Source organism: Nocardia sp. NPDC020380 (genome assembly GCF_044386975.1).
GTDB lineage: Bacteria > Actinomycetota > Actinomycetes > Mycobacteriales > Mycobacteriaceae > Nocardia.
Genome location: NZ_JBIRVQ010000017.1, coordinates 39,411 through 56,851, shown reverse-complemented (window position 1 = coordinate 56,851; position 17,441 = coordinate 39,411). Strand labels below are relative to the sequence as shown.

The 17,441-nt window shown below is 67.6% G+C and carries 16 protein-coding genes; 6 read left to right on the top strand and 10 right to left on the bottom strand.

Translation table 11 applies throughout. From position 1 onward, the window contains the following. Positions 1–392: 392 nt before the first annotated feature. Complete coding sequence (gene aceA / locus ACH438_RS37700; protein WP_397014392.1) at positions 393–1,679, bottom strand: isocitrate lyase; 1,287 nt, start codon at positions 1,677–1,679, stop codon at positions 393–395. A 545-nt stretch (positions 1,680–2,224) separates the two neighbouring features. Between aceA and ACH438_RS37695 the strand changes: the two genes are divergently transcribed. Then, a complete protein-coding gene (locus tag ACH438_RS37695) occupies positions 2,225–2,701 on the top strand; it encodes a DUF1772 domain-containing protein (RefSeq protein ID WP_397014391.1) in 477 nt (158 codons plus the stop codon). A 69-nt stretch (positions 2,702–2,770) separates the two neighbouring features. On the opposite strand, the gene ACH438_RS37690 is transcribed toward ACH438_RS37695, so the two are convergent. Together ACH438_RS37690 and ACH438_RS37685 are read right to left on the bottom strand one after the other, a co-directional pair. Next, the gene (locus ACH438_RS37690) at positions 2,771–3,010 is read right to left on the bottom strand and encodes a hypothetical protein (protein WP_397014389.1); all 240 of its coding nucleotides are present in this window, start codon (positions 3,008–3,010) and stop codon (positions 2,771–2,773) included. After that, positions 3,010–3,369, bottom strand: coding sequence for a hypothetical protein (locus tag ACH438_RS37685; RefSeq protein ID WP_397014387.1), 360 nt, complete (start codon positions 3,367–3,369; stop codon positions 3,010–3,012). The genes ACH438_RS37690 and ACH438_RS37685 overlap by 1 nt, the downstream gene beginning before the upstream one ends. Positions 3,370–3,581: 212 nt before the next feature. Here ACH438_RS37685 and ACH438_RS37680 point away from each other — a divergent pair, with 212 nt between their 5' ends. The 3 genes from ACH438_RS37680 (at position 3,582) to ACH438_RS37670 (ending at position 8,299) form a co-directional block, all read left to right on the top strand. Next, entirely contained in the window at positions 3,582–6,188 is a 2,607-nt protein-coding gene (locus ACH438_RS37680) for a tetratricopeptide repeat protein (protein ID WP_397014385.1), read from the top strand. Positions 6,189–6,447: 259 nt separating this feature from the next. Then, positions 6,448–7,257, top strand: a complete 810-nt coding sequence (locus ACH438_RS37675; RefSeq protein ID WP_397014383.1) for an NTP transferase domain-containing protein — start codon at positions 6,448–6,450, stop codon at positions 7,255–7,257. A gap of 13 nt (positions 7,258–7,270) precedes the next feature. Next, positions 7,271–8,299: an XdhC family protein gene (locus ACH438_RS37670; RefSeq protein ID WP_397014381.1), complete on the top strand. Its 1,029-nt coding sequence runs from the start codon at positions 7,271–7,273 to the stop codon at positions 8,297–8,299. Between the two features lie 9 nt (positions 8,300–8,308). Here the strand turns inward: ACH438_RS37670 and ACH438_RS37665 are convergent, their stop codons facing one another. The 6 genes from ACH438_RS37665 to ACH438_RS37640 form a co-directional block, all read right to left on the bottom strand. After that, complete coding sequence (locus ACH438_RS37665; RefSeq protein WP_397014379.1) at positions 8,309–9,421, bottom strand: ABC transporter substrate-binding protein; 1,113 nt, start codon at positions 9,419–9,421, stop codon at positions 8,309–8,311. A gap of 78 nt (positions 9,422–9,499) precedes the next feature. After that, positions 9,500–10,294: an ABC transporter permease gene (locus tag ACH438_RS37660; RefSeq protein ID WP_397014682.1), complete on the bottom strand. Its 795-nt coding sequence runs from the start codon at positions 10,292–10,294 to the stop codon at positions 9,500–9,502. Positions 10,295–10,302: 8 nt separating this feature from the next. Continuing rightward, positions 10,303–11,049, bottom strand: coding sequence for an ABC transporter permease (locus ACH438_RS37655; RefSeq protein WP_397014680.1), 747 nt, complete (start codon positions 11,047–11,049; stop codon positions 10,303–10,305). 62 nt (positions 11,050–11,111) lie between these two features. Then, positions 11,112–11,915: an ABC transporter ATP-binding protein gene (locus ACH438_RS37650; protein WP_397014377.1), complete on the bottom strand. Its 804-nt coding sequence runs from the start codon at positions 11,913–11,915 to the stop codon at positions 11,112–11,114. 87 nt (positions 11,916–12,002) lie between these two features. Then, positions 12,003–12,410, bottom strand: a complete 408-nt coding sequence (locus tag ACH438_RS37645; RefSeq protein WP_397014375.1) for a hypothetical protein — start codon at positions 12,408–12,410, stop codon at positions 12,003–12,005. An 87-nt stretch (positions 12,411–12,497) separates the two neighbouring features. Continuing rightward, positions 12,498–13,442 (bottom strand): hexose kinase, encoded by a 945-nt coding sequence (locus tag ACH438_RS37640; protein ID WP_397014373.1) that lies wholly within the window; start codon positions 13,440–13,442, stop codon positions 12,498–12,500. Positions 13,443–13,571: 129 nt separating this feature from the next. Between ACH438_RS37640 and ACH438_RS37635 the strand changes: the two genes are divergently transcribed. Continuing rightward, the gene (locus ACH438_RS37635; protein WP_397014371.1) at positions 13,572–14,024 is read left to right on the top strand and encodes a DUF4254 domain-containing protein; all 453 of its coding nucleotides are present in this window, start codon (positions 13,572–13,574) and stop codon (positions 14,022–14,024) included. Positions 14,025–14,290: 266 nt separating this feature from the next. Here ACH438_RS37635 and ACH438_RS37630 read toward each other — a convergent pair whose 3' ends face one another. Next, complete coding sequence (locus tag ACH438_RS37630; RefSeq protein WP_397014678.1) at positions 14,291–15,829, bottom strand: ATP-dependent DNA ligase; 1,539 nt, start codon at positions 15,827–15,829, stop codon at positions 14,291–14,293. Between the two features lie 106 nt (positions 15,830–15,935). Here ACH438_RS37630 and ramB point away from each other — a divergent pair, with 106 nt between their 5' ends. Continuing rightward, positions 15,936–17,345 (top strand): acetate metabolism transcriptional regulator RamB, encoded by a 1,410-nt coding sequence (ramB, locus tag ACH438_RS37625; RefSeq protein WP_397014369.1) that lies wholly within the window; start codon positions 15,936–15,938, stop codon positions 17,343–17,345. The last annotated feature ends 96 nt before the right edge of the window (positions 17,346–17,441 follow it).

Sequence of the window (17,441 nt, the reverse complement as noted above, 5' to 3'; positions counted from 1 at the left end):
GCCGTCGTGGCGATGGGTGAAGGCGTCGGACTAACGGATTCGACCCTGCGCCTTCTTAAGGTCTTCATGGTTCGAAAGATCTTCTCTTCGAACGTTATAGGGAAATGCCCTCCCCGTCGGGGCTGTCGACGGGAAGGGCGGGTGAACTCCGCCGGGAGAGGCCTTGCCTCCCCTCCCGGCGGGTTCGGGGCCCCGAGATGGCTGAAGGTGTGATGCGACTGCCATCCCGGGGTGAGACCTCTATCGGTTGCCAAAGGTGACAACTGATTTCGTGAGGGTCCGGGTAACTCACCGGGTACGCCCGAAATCGGGTTGGCACCCAGCCGACGGCACGGGTTGCCCAGGCCGACGGCTCTCTGCCGCCCGCTGAAGTCGCGGGGAGGCGGAGGAGCTCAGTGGAACTGGCCCTCTTCGGTCGAGCCCTTCAGCGCGGCGGTCGAGGTGTTGGGGTCGACCGTGGTGGCGATGGTGTCGAAGTAGCCGGCGCCGACCTCACGCTGGTGCTTGGTGGCGGTGTAGCCACGGGCCTCGGACGCGAACTCGCGCTCCTGCAGGTCGACGTAGGCGGTCATGCCCTCGCGGGCATAGCCGTAGGCCAGGTCGAACATGGAGTAGTTGAGGGCGTGGAAGCCGGCCAGGGTGATGAACTGGAACTTGAAGCCCATGGCGCCCAGCTCACGCTGGAACTTCGCGATGGTGGCGTCGTCCAGGTGCTGCTTCCAGTTGAAGGAAGGCGAGCAGTTGTAGGCCAGCAGCTGGTCCGGGAACTCGGACTTGACGGCCTCGGCGAACTTGCGGGCGACCTCGAGGTCCGGAACGCCGGTCTCCATCCAGATCAGGTCGGAGTAGGGGGCGTAGGCCTTGGCACGCGCGATGCAGGGCTCGATGCCCTTCTTCACGTGGAAGAAGCCCTCGGCGGTGCGCTCACCGGTGATGAACGGCTGGTCGCGCTCGTCCACATCGGTGGTGATGAGGGTGGCGGCCTCGGCGTCGGTGCGGGCGATGACCACGGTGGGGGCATCGGCGACGTCGGCGGCCAGGCGGGCCGAGGTCAGGGTGCGGATGTGCTGCGAGGTCGGGATGAGGACCTTGCCGCCCAGGTGGCCGCACTTCTTCTCGGAGGCCAGCTGGTCTTCCCAGTGGGTGCCGGCGGCGCCCGCGGCGATCATGGCCCGCTGCAGCTCGTAGACGTTCAGCGCGCCACCGAAGCCGGCTTCGCCGTCGGCGACGATCGGGACCAGCCAGTTGTCGACGGCGGTGTCGCCCTCGGTCTTGGCGATCTCGTCGGCGCGCAGCAGCGCGTTGTTGATGCGGCGGACCACGGCCGGAACCGAGTTGGCCGGGTACAGCGACTGGTCCGGGTAGGTCTGGCCCGCGAGGTTCGCGTCGCCGGCGACCTGCCAGCCGGACAGGTAGATGGCCTTCAGGCCGGCACGGACCTGCTGCACGGCCATGTTGCCGGTCAGCGCGCCCAGCGCGTGGATGTAGCCGTCGCCGTTGACACCCTCCCAGAGGATCTCGGCGCCACGGCGGGCGAGGGTGGCCTCTTCGACAACGCTGCCCTGGAGCTTGACGACCTGCTCCGGGGTGTAGTTACGGGTGATGCCCTTCCAGCGCGGGTTGGTGTCCCAGTCCTTCTGGAGCTCCGCAGCGGTCTTCGGGGTGCCGACGTTCGACATCTCTGACTCCACTTCTTCGTTCGGTCTCGGTTGCCCCGCTCGCCGAACAACGCGCCGGGGAAGCGTCGCAGTGTTCGATCTCTGCTGGAGCGGCAATTTGCAGACTTGCTAGGCCCGCGAGGTGTACTTCCACACGATGGCACACGAAAAAATATGCGTCTACCTGTTGCAAGTGTGAATCCCCGCTAGCTTTGAGCAGGCCTTTGCTAATCCTGCGAAATTAGCCTGCGAATAGCAGCGGTGGGATCTACTTGCCGGTAACCCTGACCTGCAGTTTTGCATAACGCTCGTACTGTTTGAGTGACCGCGACCACGGGTGCATGACGCGCCGATGGCCGTCCAGATGTGAGCACCTTCACAACACATTGTGATCTTGAAGCTTGTGACCCGAACCACCGGGGGTCTATTGCGCAGGCGAAATCCGAAATCCGGCGGGCCCCATCGGGATTCATTTTCTAGCGACGCTAGACAATCTAGCCATACCGATGCTATCTTTGCTTCAGTTCCTAGCGCCGCTAGATTCCAGCCCGGAAAGGCCTCCTGACATGCTCATCGCCATCGGCCAGACGATTGCCGCCCTCGCCATCCTCGCCAATGCCGTCGTCTACGGCACCGACATCTCCGCCGCCGTCATCACCCGCTCGGCCCTTCGCCACCTGGACGATGCCTCGGTCACCAAGTTCGCCGGCTGGGGCCACTACTACGGCGACAAGCGCATGCCGCCCTTCGGCGCCGGCGGCGTGATCGCCGTCGTCCTCACCCTGATCCTCGCCGCCGCCGGCGGCCATATCGGCGCCGCCGTGGCCGCCGCCGTCGCTCTGGCCGCCCTGCTGACCTGGCTGGCCTGCTACGCCCTCATCGCCAAGCCCATCAACACCGCCCAGACCGCCGCCGCCCAATCGGGCGTCATCCCCGCGAATGCCCGTGCCCTGCAGGACAAGTGGGACACCCTCCTCGCGGCCCGCATCCCCCTGCAGGTCACCGCCCTCGCCGCCCTCTGCGCCGCCGTGGCCCTCTTCTGACCGCTGCGCATGCCGACAGCGAAATGCCCCCGATGGTGCACACCATCGGGGGCATCGCCGCCTCACCGGTCACGCCTGTGCCGGCGCCTCCGGCGTGGCCATCGAACAGAACGGTGCGCACGCCCCCACGGAGGTCGGCGCGACCCCGCCCGGCGCCGGATCGGTGCTGATGTCACCCCCGCAACTGGTGGCCACGACCAGCATGACCCCCACCGCGAGCGCCAGCACCACCCCGAAAAGGATTGCGCACCAGGCCGCGTTGATCCGCCGCAGCGGCAACACGAACACGAACGGCCCGAGATCGAACATCACCGGCTCACTTCCCGCCGCCCGTGACCGCCCCTCCAGGTCACGGACGACTCCTCCCCCTCCACCACGAGTCCGCGCAGCACCAGCAGGCAGACCACCTCGGTGAGGGTGAGCCCGAGCAGCTCCGCGTGCAGCGCAGCCACCTCGTCATCGAATCCCGCTCCGAGCCTTTCGAATTCGAGCACGATCATCTCGGCCAGCGCGATCCCCGCCAGCGCCTGTTCCCGCGTCACCCGCCGCGCCGTGGGCAGGTACGACAGCACCCACCGCCCACGCTCCGGTTCGGGCACATCGATGCGGAAAGCGACCTCGTGAGCCACATCGCTGGAAATCATCCAGCCCGCGTCCTTGATTGCCATCGATCTTCCTTTACTAACCCCCGGGACCGATCCCCGTTCCGGTCCGATCAATTTCGGTAGGTCAATGGTCGCGAGCGCGGGCCCGAGGTTCGATCACAGCGTTTCTTGGCATGTCACAGGTTCTTGACCAGCCGAAATCCACGCGGTACCAAGGAAATATTCACAACCGAGGCGGCCGAGCGGGGGGCCGTCGCATCGGGGGGAGGCCGATCGTGGCGCAGAGTGCCGACTCCGAACCTCATGACGCGCAGACGCGTCACGAGTTGCGGAGGATTCTACTCGGAATCGGGTTGCGGGAGAACGAGTTACTGGAGCCGATGGCGGCGGAGTTGCGGCAGCGGGGGTGCCGGCCGCGGAAGGCGTGGCGGCTGGCGAACGAGCTCACCCAGGAAGCGGTGGCGGCCGAGTACAACCGGTTGAGCGGGAAGGCGAACGCGCCGATGCAGGCCAGCCGGATCTCGGAATTCGAATCGTGGCCGGGGCCGCGCGGGCGGGGGCGGAATCGGCCGCGGCCGACGGTGGAGGTGTTGCAACGGCTCGCGATCATCTACCGGACCAGCTGGGATCAACTGGTGGACACCGCCGACCTGGTCGCCATGCCGCGCACGGATGTGACCGCGTACCGGGAAGCCGTGGTGCGGCGCAGTACCGCGCGACCGGCGGGACGCGGAATGCCCGAGGAGACAATGCCTTTCGTCGGGCGGCAGGAGCAGCGGGCGGAACTGCGGCGGCGCGTCGAGGAGCATCTCACCGCGAATCGGCCTGCGGTGCATGTGATCAACGGGCTGGCCGGGATGGGGAAGACGGCGCTGGCGCGGAACCTCGTGAGCGAACACGCGCAGCGGTATCCGGACGGGTGGATCTGGGAGGACCTGCGCGGTCATTCCGAGGGCCGCACGCCACGCACCACCAATGGAGTGCTCGAGCAGTTGCTGCTGCGGATCGGCGTGCCGCCGGAGACGATCGAACCGGATCAGCCGCGGCGCGCGGAACGCTGGCGGGCCGAGATGCGGGAACGGCGCATGCTCATCGTGTTCGACAATGTGCTGGAATCCCGGCAGGTCCGGGATCTGCTGCCGCATTCCCCCGGGTCCTTCGTGCTGATCACGAGCCGGCGCAACCTGACCGGGCTGGCGGGCGCGGCACCACTGCAATTGAATGCGATGGCGCGCGCCGAGGCGGAAGAGCTCCTGGTCAAGCTGAGTCATCTGCCGCCGGGGTATGACGTCGACGCGGTGCGCCGGATCCTGGAGACGGCCGGGCGATTGCCACTGGCCTTGCGGCTCATCGCAGGTCAGCTCGCACACGGCGGTCCCGATATGCTCGCCGCCGCGGACCGCGACTTCCAGCAGCTGACCGAGCGGTTGAAGAACGCGCCGACGGCGGAGGAGTCACCCGCGGCGGATATCCTCGCCCGCTTCTCCGCCGAGGGTGAAACCTTGCGTGCCGCTTTCGAATTGTCGTATCAGCGGCTGCCGGATCCGGAATTGCGGCGCGCGGTGCGGCTGCTGGGCTGGTTCCCGGGCGCGGAGATCACGGCGGAAACCCTTGCGGCCATGGCGGATCTATCGCCCGAGGCCTCGTATGCGCTGATCCGCCGCATCTTCGAGGTGGGCCTGCTGGAGCCGGCCGTGGGTGGCGGCCCGGCCGGGCAGCGGTATCGCATTCACGATGTGACGCGACTGTTCACGCGGGTGCAGGCGTCGATCGAGGATCTGCCGGGCGAGCACGCGACGGCCATTGCCCGGCTGGTCCGATACAGCCTGCGGGTGGCCAAATCCCTGAGTGCCCCTAGGCCTTTCGAGGTGGCCGGCAGTTTCCCGAGCCCACCGTGGCCGGATCCGAGCGAGGAGGCGACGCGGGCGCGGGAATGGCTGACCAGGGAACGCGAGATGCTGCTCGGCTGTGTGCGGGCCACGGCGTCGGGTACGCAGACGGGTGAGCTGGCCCGTCTCCTGGCCTCCCATCTGTCGGGCGTGGGCCATTGGGGCGATGCCCGCTGGCTGTACCGCCGCGCGCTGGGCATCGCGCGTACCGACGGCGATCGAATCGTGGAGTGCGATGTGCTGTTCGGGCTGGGCACCGTGCATCGGCTGGCCTTCGACTACGAGACGGCGATGATGTGTTTCAAGGAGGCCCACGAGATCGCCTATGCCGAGCGCGATGATCTGCGCCGAGTGTCGGCCCGCTGGGGCTATGCCGAGGTGACCCGCTTGATCGGCGATTACGACTCCTCCCGCGAGGCCTACGGCGAGGTGCTCGCCATCGCGCGTGACCTGCGGAATCCGAAGTTCGAGGGCGACGCCCTGCGCGGCCTCGGCCATATCGAGCGCATGAGCGGCGATCCCGGCCAGGCGCGAGTGCTGTACGACGAGGCGCTGGCGATCGCGGTACGCATCAACAACCGGTACAGCCGCGGCTGGTCGCTGTGGGGTATCGGCAATATCAGTCGGGTGCTCGGCCACTTCGATACCGCGCGAGCGGAATTGGCCGAAGCCGATGAGATCGGCCTGGAGATCGAAGACCCGTTGCTGCATGCCGACGCGATGCGCGGCATCGGCCACATCCACCGCGACCTGGGTGACCTGGACCGCGCACAGGGCCTCTACTCCGATTCCCTGCACGTAGCCCGCCGCTCGGGTGACCCGCACGGTGAAGCCGACGCCTGGCGTGCGCTCGGCGGCATCGCCGCCGCCCTCGGCAAGCGCCATCGCGCGGGCGAATTCCTCCGCAAATCTCTCGCCCTCTACCACTCGATGGGCGTGAAATTGGCTGCCGCGCAGGTTGAGGCAGAACTCGCGGCCCTCGACCGCCGGTGAATCACCGATTGCCGCACGAGTGGCGCGGCCGGAACGTCAGGCGGATCGGCCCGCACGCCGGTTGCCACGACGACCGGCTGCGACTGCCACGTCCGGCTGCCGGAGCGAGCCCGGTGTGCCGGGCGGGCGGCGTGGACCCGATGTGGCGTGGGGGCCGGCTTCCTGATCGTCGTCCCGGCCGAGCGGTTGGAGCAGGCCCTGACCGGGGCGGGCGTAGCTTGCACGGCGAAGGTTGCGCGGCGGAGTTACCCTGCCTCGCATGACCCCCGATCGCTGCGACGGCATTGTGCTGGCGGCCGGCGCCGGTACCCGGTACGGGATGCCGAAGGTGCTGGCCGAGGGTGGGGCTTGGCTGGGGTCGGCGGTGCATGCGCTGCGGGCCGGTGGGTGTGCGCGGGTGTTCGTGGTGCTGGGTGCGACGGGGCCTGCTCATCGGCTTTCGAATGGCTCGTGGGTGGTTTCGGAGGAGTCCGGTATCGCGCTGCCGGCGGGGACTCGTCCGGTGTGGGCGCGGGATTGGGCGGTGGGGGTCAGTGCCTCCATGCGGGCGGGACTCGCCGCGGCTGCTGCCGTCCCCGCGCTGGAGTCGAGGCGAGTCGGCGGTGATGCCGATCCGCTATTGCCCGCCACCGATGCCGGCTCCGCCACCGATGCCGCTCCGAGCGGGCGGTCCGGTGAAAGCTTAGTGTTTGCCGTGGGGAATTCCTCCACAGGGACTTCCACAGTGGGGATAACTTCTGCGGGGAATTCCCGCGAGGGGAACGGCGGGCCGGCGGGGTTCGTGGCGATCATGCCGGTGGATACGCCGGATGTGGGCCCGGAGGTGGTGGCGCGGGTGATCGCGGGGGCGCGGGACAGTCCGAGTGGGTTGGCGCGGGCGGTGTTCGGGCGGATGCCCGGGCATCCGGTGGTGTTGGGCCGAGCGCATTGGGCGGGGGTTTCGGCGGCGGCCGCGGGAAATTCGGGGGCGGGCACTTATTTACGGCAACGAGCGGATATGGTGTGCGTCACGTGCGACGACCTGGCCACGGGGATGGATCAGGACTACCCGACGGGCGGCGCACGGTGATCGGGAGCATGTGATGCGCGAAATCGTCGACGACCTACTACGGGTATGGCACAGCGGGCGGACCGGCGGACTGGCGACTCTGGTTCGCGCGCAAGGCTCCTCGCCCATGCCGGCGGGTTCGGCCATGATGGTCGACGCGGAGGGCCGGGTGTTCGGTTCGGTGTCGGCGGGCTGTGCCGAGGCGGCCGTCTACGAGGCCGTGACGGAGTCGGTGCGCACCGGTCAGCGCGGCCTGCATCGTTTCGGCCCGGGTAATGGCATGGACAACACCAGCATGGATTGCACCGGCACCCTGGATGTGTTCACGGAACCGTTCTCGCGCAGGCATTTTCCCGAATTCCCGGATGTGGCGGCCGATATCGCGGCGCAGCGTCAGGTCACCGTGTTCACGGTGGTGTGGCACAAGGATCCGGATGTGATCGGCCAGCATCTGATCACCGATCGCCGGCACGGCACCGAGCTGGTGGCGCTGCCGGATTCGGATATCTTCGTGAATTCGTTCGCGCGCCCGCCACACCTGATCATCGTGGGCGCCAATGCTTTCGCGGGTGCGCTGGCCACCCAGGTCAAACTGCTCGGCTACCGCGTGACCATCTGTGATGCCCGGCCGACCTTCGCCAGCGCGGATGCGTATCCGGGCTGCGAGGTGGTGGTGGATTGGCCGCACCGATACCTGAACACGCAGTCGGCCGCGGGTGAAATCGACGGCAGCACAGCGGTTGTGGTGCTGTCGCACGATGCGAAGTTCGAGATCCCTTTGCTCACTGTCGCATTGCGACTACCCGAGCTGGGGTATCTCGCCGCACTCGGTTCCCGCAATGCGCACGTGCATCGCCTGGAGGCCTTGCAGGCGGGCGGTTTCGACGATGACACCCTGGCCCGCCTCTGCTCCCCCGCCGGTCTGGATCTGGGTGCGCGGACGCCCGCCGAGACCGCGGTCGCCATTGCGGCCGAACTGCTGGCCGCCCGCAATGGCACTTCCGCCGAGCCGATGTCGAGCCGGACGGCTCCGGTGCACCGGCATCCCAGTCTGGTGATCTGAGCCGGCTGCTCACCCCTTCAGTTCGGGGTGTTCCGTGTACACCTCGCGCAGCACGGACAGGTCGAAGAGCTGCTCGGCCTTGATGGTGATCTTGGCCTTGGCGAGGGCGGCGATATTGTCCGCGATCAGCGCGTCGGTCATGGTGAGCAGCCCGTTGGCCTTGGTGTCCGGTGACACCACGATCCCGTTCTGCGCGGTCGCTTCCTTGGTCTGTTCGTCCTTGTCGAGCCGCTGGTCCTTGCCGTACACGTCGACGGCGAGCCGCGCGGATTCGGCCGGGTCGGCGACGGCGTCCTTCCAGCCCTTGATCTCGGCCGTGAGGAACGCCTTCAGCTTGTCGCGTTCCTTGTCGATGGTGTTCTGCGAGACGGTCAGGGTTTCGGCGACCAGCGGCAGCCCGTAGTCGGCGAACAGGAAGTTGGTGTTGTTGAATCCCTTGGCGCTCAAGGTGATCGGCTCGTTGGTCACGTAACTGACCCACCCGTCGACCTCGCCGTTGGCGAGCGGTGTCGGATCGAACTGGGCGGGCACGATCTTGACGTCGTTCGGCGTGAGCCCGTTGGCGGTCAGCAGGGCGTTGAAGATGAGCTGATTGGTGTCCTGCACACCGATCTTGCGGCCCTTCATGTCCTGCGGCGTCTTGATCGGTTTGGCGGCGGAGCTGACGATGCAGAACGGGTTCTTCTGATAGGTGGTGCCGACGATCTTGGCGGCCAGTCCCTCCAGCACGGCGGGCGCGGTGGTCTGCGGCGCGGACATGCCGATCCAGATCTTGCCGGTGCCGAGTCCGGCTTCGACGGAGGTGCTGGCCGCGCCGCCCGCGACCAGATTGACCGACCCGAATCCCGCGGCCTTGTAATAGCCCTTCGAGTCTGCGAAGTATTCGCCGGCGAATTCGATGTTCTTCAACCAGGACAACTGCACGGCGACCGTCCCGTATTTGGACCCGTCCGCGACAGTGCCGTTGCCGCCGGAACCGGACGAGCTCTTACCGCAGGCGGCGAGCACTCCGGCCGCTCCGGCGGCCCCGGCGGCCAGTCCGGCGTAGCGGAGGAAGGAGCGCCGGCCCAGGGCGGACTGCGACAACTGCGAGGCCGGAACCGGCCCGAACAAACCACTCATGCGGTGAATCTAGGGCGTTTCGATTTCGCCCGTTTTACTTTCGCGAAGGTCCGTGTATGCGCTGTGTTAACTAATGTCTCAATCCCGCACGCGTTCCGGCGCGAATCGCGCCAGCACCAGGTTCTCCAGCACGCCGACTACCGCGTACGCGAACACCGACACCACCGTCACCAGCGCGATCGACGCCCACAACTGGTTGTACTGGAAGGTGGGGATGGCGCGGATCAATCCGGCCCCCAATCCGGTTCCGCTGCCCAGCCATTCGCCGAGCAGTGCCCCGATGAGCGCACCCGGCACGGAGATGCGGGCCGCCGCGAAGACCGACGGCAGGGCGGCGGGCACCGCCACCATGCGCAGTCCGGTCCAGCGGGAACCGCCGTACGCGGCAACGAGTTCGAGGGCCTGCCGGGGTGCGCTGCGCAGTCCCGTCATGATCATGACGAGGGCCGGGAAGAACACCACGATGGCCGCCATGGCGGTCACCCCGAGCAGTCCGCGCCCGAAGATCAGCACGATGATCGGCGTGAGCGCGACCAGCGGCACCGACCGCAACAGCATGGCCACCGGCATGAACGCCTGCGCCACCGCCGGAATCCCGACGAACAGCGCGGCGACCACCAGCGCCGCGCCGAGCCCGGACCCGAATCCGATCAGCGCGTCCCGCAGCGTGATCCGCATTTCGGCGAAGATGACCGAGCGCGCGGTATCCGAGGTGGGCCCGGTGACCAGGTAGGTCCAGACATCACCTGGGCTCTTGCCGACCAGCCCCACTTGCGGATACAGCTTCAGGAATCCGTACCAGAGCGCCACCAGCAGGATCAGCGAAACCACCAGTGGCAACAGGAATCTGGCGATCGGCCGCAGCAGGTTCAGGGATTTCATCACGCCTCCGCTCGGGTCCAGGGCAGGGCCAGCCGGGCGATGATCGCCACGATGGCGTAGCCGAGCCCGGCCAGCGCGGCCGCGGCCAGCGCCATGCCCCAGGTGCGCGGCACGTTGTAGGAGGTCTGCGCGGCGGTCAGCGCGACGCCGATCCCGCTGTCGATACCGCCCAGGTATTCGCCGATGATGGCGCCCAGCACCGCGGAGGGTGCGGCGATCTTCAAGGCGGCCAGCGTATTCGGCAGGGCGGCGATCAGCTGCACGCGCCGCAGCCGCTGCCAGCGTCCGCCGCCGTAGGCGCGGATCAGGTCCAGGCTGGTGGCGTCGGCCGACCGCAGTCCGGACACGGTGCCGACCATGGTGGTGAAGAAGCAGTACATGGCGGCCAGGAACACCGTGGGCGTGCGCCCGCCGAACACCACCAGGATGATCGGCCCGAGCGCCAGCAGCGGCGTGCAGTAGCTGAGGATGGCCAGCTGGGTGACCAGCATTTCGATGGGCGGGATCAGCACCACCAGCACGGCGAGCGCGATGGCCAGCACGTTCCCCCACAGGAAGCCTTGCAGCGCACCCCAGGCCGTGATCTCGAAGTTGGGGCCGTAGAGCGCCCAGCCGTCGTGGTACATGGTGTCGAGGACCTGCCAGGGGCTCGGGATGGTGCCTCCCGCGACGCGCATGACGGCGAGGATCTCCCACAGCACGAGCAGGGCCGCGATGCCCGCGAGCCCGCCGAGCCGGCTCGGCATCAGCCGCTGCCGGATGGCACTCCAGTTCACGCTGTCCCGGTGCGTTCCGCTTGTGTCCGTGATCATTCCGCCGCCACCCCGCCGCGTCCGCTGCGCCCGAACAGCAGCTCCGACAGGTAGTCGTGCAGCTTGTGGAATTCGGGACTGCGCATCATCTCCGGGGTGCGCGGCCGGGGTAGGTCGATGTCCACCATTTCGACCACGCGTCCGGGGCGCGGGCTCATGACGGCGACCACGTCGGACAGGAACACCGCTTCGGCGATGCCGTGCGTGACCATGAGTGTGGTGGCGGGTTTCTCGGTCCAGATGCGCAGCAGTTCGAGGTTGAGCCGCTGCCGCGTCATGTCGTCGAGGGCGCCGAAGGGTTCGTCCAGCAGCAGCACACTGGGTTTCACGACGAGGGCGCGGGCGATCGAAACCCGTTGCCGCATACCGCCGGACAGCTGCGCCGGTTTGGCCTTCTCGAAGCCTTCGAGGCCGACCAGCGCGATCAGGTCGGCGATCAGTTCCGGATCCGCGGGCAGGCCCGCGACCTGCAGCGGCAGTTTGATATTGGATTCCACACTGCGCCAGGGCAGTAGCGCCGAATCCTGGAAGGCGATCCCGAATTCGTGGCGGCGCCGCAGCTCGGCGGGTGTCTCGCCATTGATGCGGGCGGTGCCCGCGGTGGGGGTGTCCAGGTCGGCGAGGATGCGCAGGATGGTGGACTTCCCGCAGCCGGACGGTCCCAGCAGGGACAGGAACGCGCCTTGTTCCGTATGCAGTTCCACCTCGTCCAGCGCTTGCACGGTGCGCCGCCCGGACCGGAAGGTCTTGCTCAATCCGCTGATGTGAATACCCGTGCCCGCCGCGACTTCCGAACTCATGGGCTAACAGTAGGAGCCGGGAATTGCGCGGATATTGCGAATCGGGAGACGAGATTTCGCGGATGTTACTTCCGGTCGCCCGTGTTGTTACCAGTAGGACGGCTCGAACCAGTCCCGCGCCTCGCGCCGGAACAGCAGCACGATGATCACCAGCGAGGCGATCGGCGCCAGCGGTCCCGGTGGCCGCCCGTCGGTGATGGCGGGGATCGTCCACAACATGTTCAGGACGGCGATCAGAATCGCCCCGATGCGCACGGCCTGCCCCTCCGAGTTGAAGGTCAGCGCGACGAGTCCCAGCAACCATGCGGGCACGAACGGAATGGCGGTCAGCAGGGCCGGTTTCGCGCCGAGCAGCCAGCCGGAGGAGGCGGTGCACAGGATTCCCATGAGCGCGAGCAGGACAGCGACGAGCTGTGCCGCGCGCACGACTCGCGGCATCCGATACCTGTCGTCCACGCCCGACCCTTGATCGGGCGGAATCCGTAGCTCAGACATCGGGTTCGACACTACCGCGCGGTCGGTCCGCGGTCGCGCCGCCCACGCCGGTCGATACCCGGATTAGACCGACCCGTGACCTGCGGATCAGTGTCTGAGCGTGACGAATTCGAGTTCGCGCACCCGCACCGTCGGCAGCAGTCGCTCACGCAGCACGCGGTCGATCTCCCCGGCCACCGGAATGACCACGGCGGCAGCCGAAGTGGCCACGGCGTCGGCCAGCATGTCCGGCCAGTCGGTGGCGGGCCCGGTCGCCAGCGCGGCGATGATGGCCGCCACCGCGGCGTCCCCCGCACCGGTCGGATTGCCGGCCAGCGGTTGCGGCAACGCCGCCGACCAGGCGCGGGTGGGCGTCACGGCGACCATCCCCGCACCCCCGCGCGTCACGATCACCGCGGCCACGCCGTCGGTGATGAGCGGTTCCACCGCGGTCAGGATCTCCGGGATGGTGGTGGCGGGCAGCCCCGTGAGCCGTTCCAGCTCCTCGGTATTGGGGGTCAGCACGATGCCCGGCACCTTGGCCGCGAGTTCCAGCGCCGCACCGTCGAAATCGCAGATGGTGGGCACGCCGGCCGCGAGCGCGGTGCGGGCCAGTTCGGCGGGGAAGCCCGGCCCGACCCCACCGGGCAGCGAACCGGCGATCACCATGCCGTTCATATCGGAGAGCATGCCCGCCACCCGCACCCGCAATTGATCGATGGCGTGCGGTTCGGAGATCCGCGGCCCGGGTTCCCACAGCGCGGTGGCGGTGCCGTCGTCGGATTCGCTGATCACGACGGTGCGCCGCACCCAGGGCAGCGCGTGCACGAAGTCCACGGGCATCTCGAGTTCGGCGGCGGCCGCGAAGGAGTGGTCGGCGAATCCGGTGGCGCGCGCGTATTTGCCCAGCTGGTTGAGGACCCGGGTGACATTGATACCGCGCCCGCCGAGGCGCTGGTCGACCGATCGGACCCGGTGTGCCCGTCCCCGTTCGAAATGCTCCACCCGATAGGTCATGTCGTAGGCGGGGTTCATGGTCACGGTGAGGATCACCAGTACCACTCTGCACGTCGCGGCACCGGATGCAAGACCCGAGCCTCAGGATGGCACCGAATGTCGCTGCGGATTCGCGGAATCGAATGTCGTTGCCAATCGGAGATATTCGCGTAGCAGGATGTCGCCGTGCACCCGCTCCCGCCGAAACACCTGCTGCTGCAGGCCTGCCGTGGCCTGCCCCCCGACGATCATCCGGTGTTGTACTGCGCCGGGTTGTTAGCGGACCTGCACGAGCGGCGCCTCACGGCGACAGCGGGGGCGACCGACCCCATCGATCACGATCGCGCCCGATTGGTGCACGATATCGACCGCTGGGTGGCCGCCGAGCTGCCGCGGGCCGCGCGCGATGCCCACCTGCACACCGAGACGGTGGGCACGGTGGTGGACCGGCTGGCCCAGTTCTCGGCGCTGGCCTATCTGACGCTGGCGACCTCACCGGACGGTGCGGTGCGGGATGCGGGGCAGCGGCTCACCGAACTGGCCATCGCCTACGAGCATCTCGCCGGTGATCTGGCGGCGGGGCGACGGCGATTGCCGAATCTGACCGGGACCCAGGAGACCCAGGAATACGAATACTGACCGCTCGAACGCGGTTCACCTGAGGTTTTGCACTGTACGAACAAAGACCGCGGTCGGCGGCGCCCGGCGAGGGGGCGGGGCGCCGCCGACCACAAGGTGGACCATGCGCAATCCACCGTCGAAGACCGGCTGAAGCGGTACGGGCGCGCAGGGATCCGCGTGGGAGATGCGGTGGCAGTGCCTGCGTCCCGTCACCTGACAACCGCTCCGGCTGGAACTTTCGACGCTTCTGATCGTGCTCCGTCAACCTCGGAGGCGCCCACGACTCAGCTGTGAATTGACTGTGAGCTCGGGTTTTGCGGAAGCAGGTGACGAATCGTGTCAATCGTGTCGGCGTCGGCGGGCTCCTTGTCGGGCCGGTACCGGACAACCCGGGCGAAGCGCAGCGCTACCCCGCCGGGGTACCGCGGACTGGTCTGCACACCGTCGAGGGCGATCTCCACCACCAGTTCCGGCCACAGGTAGACGGTATTGCCGTCGCGCCCGCGTTCGTGGCGCGGGAATTCGGCGGTCTGCCACTGCAACAGGGCATCGGTGAGGCCCTTGAACGTCTTGCCGACCATGATCGGCTCGCCGCCCGCCGGATCCCGTGCTCCCAGATGCAGATTCGACAGGTAACCGGTGCGGCGGCCGTAACCCCATTCCGCGCCCAGCACGATCAGGTCCAGGGTGTGCGTGGGTTTGATCTTCTGCCAGGCCCGCCCGCGCCGGCCCGCCGCATAGGGCGCGTCCAGGGATTTGATCATGATGCCCTCGTGACCGGCGGCCAGCGCACCGTCGAAGTATTCGGCGGCGGCCTCCGGGTCCGGGGTGACCAGGGCCGGAATGCTGAGGCCCGGAGCCACTTTCGCGAGCGCCTTGCGGCGGTCCCGCAGCGGGGCGTCCAGCAGGTCCACGCCGTCCAGGTGCAGGCAGTCGAAGAAGTACGGGTGCAACAGCAGTTCCTGGGCGGTGGCCGCGCCGAAACGACTCATGGTCTCCTGGAACGGGCGCGGCCGGCCGGCATCGGTCAGGGCGAGGGTCTCGCCGTCGAGAACGACGCTGGTGCAATCCAAGCCGCGCACCAGATCCACCAATTCGGGCACGCTGCCGGTGATTTCGCGCAGGGTGCGGGTGAATACGCGGACGGTGTCGCCGTCGCGGTGCACTTGGATTCGCGCGCCGTCCATTTTCTGTTCGACGCTCACCTCGCCGCCGAATTCGGCCATGGTCTCGTCCAGCGTCGCTCCGGGCGAGGCCAGCATGGGCTGGATGGGACGGCCCACTTCGAGCCGGAATTCGCGCAGCGCCTCGACGCCGCCCGACTGCGCGGCCAGCGCGGTCACGGGTAGTCGGCCGGACAGCATGTGCGCGCGGCGGACGGCGTCGGCAGGGACGTCGAAGGCCACCGCGACGGCCTCGGCGACGAGGGCGGTGAGGGCGCCCTGCCGCATCTCACCGGTCAGCAGGCGGACCAGGAAATCGTGTTCCGCGGCGGTCGCGGCGGTGAAGAGCCCGGCCAGCAGCGCCTTCCGCTTGGCCGTCGAACCGCTGCCGCCGACCTCGGCCAGATCGGTGAACACGGCGTCGACCTGCTCGACCGTGAGCGTCGCGGTCGCGGCGGGCGTGACCGCCATGGTGGTCAGCGTGCGCCACCCGGTGCCGATCCGGCCCTGCGACAGCTCGCCGGAGAGCCAGGCCACCACCTGCGCCAACTCCCCCGGCGCGGCCTGCCGCAGCAGCTCGGCGCAGGTATTGATCTTGGTTTTCCGCGAGGAGGTGGCCCGCACCGCGAGCGACGCTTCCACCACTTCCGACAAGAGCACCATCCGACGGTAACCCCGACCCCCGACAGCCCTGTGACGGATCGCTCAGCAGAGTTGCTAATTCTCCCGTTGGCATGGTTGCGAAAGGACTCATAGACTCGGTCACATGGCCAAGACTTTCGTCGGTGCGCGGCTGCGTCAGCTGCGGACCGAACGCGGGCTGAGCCAGGTCTCGCTGGCCAAGAAGCTGGAGATTTCGGCCAGCTACCTGAATCAGATCGAACACGACGTCCGCCCGCTCACCGTACCCGTACTGCTGCGCATCAGCGAAGTCTTCGGGGTCGACGCCGGCTTCTTCTCCTCCCAGGACGACACCCGGCTGATCGCCGAACTCCAGGAAGTCGTGATGGATCAGGAACTCGGTATCGAGGCCGACGCGCAGGAGATCGCCGAAATGGTTTCCGCGCATCCGGGTTTGGCGCGCGCCATGGTGAACATGCACCGCCGGTATCGCAACACCACCGCGCAGCTGGCGGCCGCCACCGAGGATCGATTCTCGGACGGCAGCGGGTCCGGGGCCATCTCCAAACCGCACGAGGAAGTGCGCGACTACTTCTATCAGCGGCAGAACTACATTCACGAATTGGATACCGCCGCAGAGGAACTCGCGAATCGAATGCGTTTCCACGGCGGTGACCTGAAGCGGGAGATCCCGCGCCGGCTGGCCGACGCGCACGGCGTGCAGATCGTGGAACGCATCGATCTGGGTGACGGCGTGCTGCACCGCTTCGATCCGGAGTTGCGCCGCCTGGAAATCGCCCCGCATCTCTCCGGTGGTCAGCGGGTATTCAAACTGGCGGCCGAACTCGCCTATCTGGAATGCGGCGACCTCATCGAAAAGCTGGTGGAGGAAGGCAATTTCTCCAGTCCCGAATCGCGGGTGCTGGCAAAACTGGGTCTGGCCAACTACTTCGCGGCCGCGACGGTCCTGCCCTACACCCACTTCCACGAGGTGTCCGAGGATTTCCGCTACGACATCGAGCGTCTCTCCGCCTTCTTCACCCAGTCGTACGAGACGATCTGCCACCGCCTCTCCACCCTGCAACGCCCGAAACTCCGCGGCGTCCCCTTCTCCTTCGTCCGCGTGGATCGCGCCGGCAATATGTCGAAACGCCAGTCCGCCACCGGTTTCCACTTCTCCTCCAGCGGCGGCACCTGCCCGCTCTGGAACGTCTACGAAACCTTCGCGTACCCCGCGAAGATCATGACCCAGATCGCCCAGATGCCCGACGGCCGCAAATACCTCTGGGTCGCCCGCACGGTGGAACGCCGCGCCACCCGCTACAACGACCCCAGCAAAATCTTCGCCATCGGCCTCGGCTGCGAACTGCGCCACGCCGGCCGCGTCGTCTACGCCGACGGCCTCGACCTCACCGACCCCAAACCCACCCCCATCGGCGCCGGCTGCCGAGTCTGCGAACGCGCCAGCTGCCCCCAGCGCGCCTTCCCCCCACTCGGCAAATCCCTCGACATCAGCGAACACCGCAGCTCCATCTCCCCCTACGTAATCCAATAGCCCACCCGCCCCAACATTGCACTCCCCAGCACCCACCCAGTAACATCCAGACAATTCAGACAGGGTGGAGTTCGCAACAACACGGGGAGGATCCGG

Excerpts from the sequence above, each read along its gene's own strand:
- ACH438_RS37650 (WP_397014377.1), bottom strand. The coding sequence starts at position 11,915 with ATGAGTTCGGAAGTCGCGGCGGGCACGGGTATTCACATCAGCGGATTG.
- ACH438_RS37655 (WP_397014680.1), bottom strand. The coding sequence starts at position 11,049 with ATGCCGAGCCGGCTCGGCGGGCTCGCGGGCATCGCGGCCCTGCTCGTG.
- ramB (WP_397014369.1), top strand. The coding sequence starts at position 15,936 with ATGGCCAAGACTTTCGTCGGTGCGCGGCTGCGTCAGCTGCGGACCGAA.
- ACH438_RS37690 (WP_397014389.1), bottom strand. The coding sequence starts at position 3,010 with ATGTTCGATCTCGGGCCGTTCGTGTTCGTGTTGCCGCTGCGGCGGATC.
- ACH438_RS37695 (WP_397014391.1), top strand. The coding sequence starts at position 2,225 with ATGCTCATCGCCATCGGCCAGACGATTGCCGCCCTCGCCATCCTCGCC.
- aceA (WP_397014392.1), bottom strand. The coding sequence starts at position 1,679 with ATGTCGAACGTCGGCACCCCGAAGACCGCTGCGGAGCTCCAGAAGGAC.
- ACH438_RS37665 (WP_397014379.1), bottom strand. The coding sequence starts at position 9,421 with ATGAGTGGTTTGTTCGGGCCGGTTCCGGCCTCGCAGTTGTCGCAGTCC.
- ACH438_RS37675 (WP_397014383.1), top strand. The coding sequence starts at position 6,448 with ATGACCCCCGATCGCTGCGACGGCATTGTGCTGGCGGCCGGCGCCGGT.
- ACH438_RS37685 (WP_397014387.1), bottom strand. The coding sequence starts at position 3,369 with ATGGCAATCAAGGACGCGGGCTGGATGATTTCCAGCGATGTGGCTCAC.
- ACH438_RS37645 (WP_397014375.1), bottom strand. The coding sequence starts at position 12,410 with ATGTCTGAGCTACGGATTCCGCCCGATCAAGGGTCGGGCGTGGACGAC.
- ACH438_RS37670 (WP_397014381.1), top strand. The coding sequence starts at position 7,271 with ATGCGCGAAATCGTCGACGACCTACTACGGGTATGGCACAGCGGGCGG.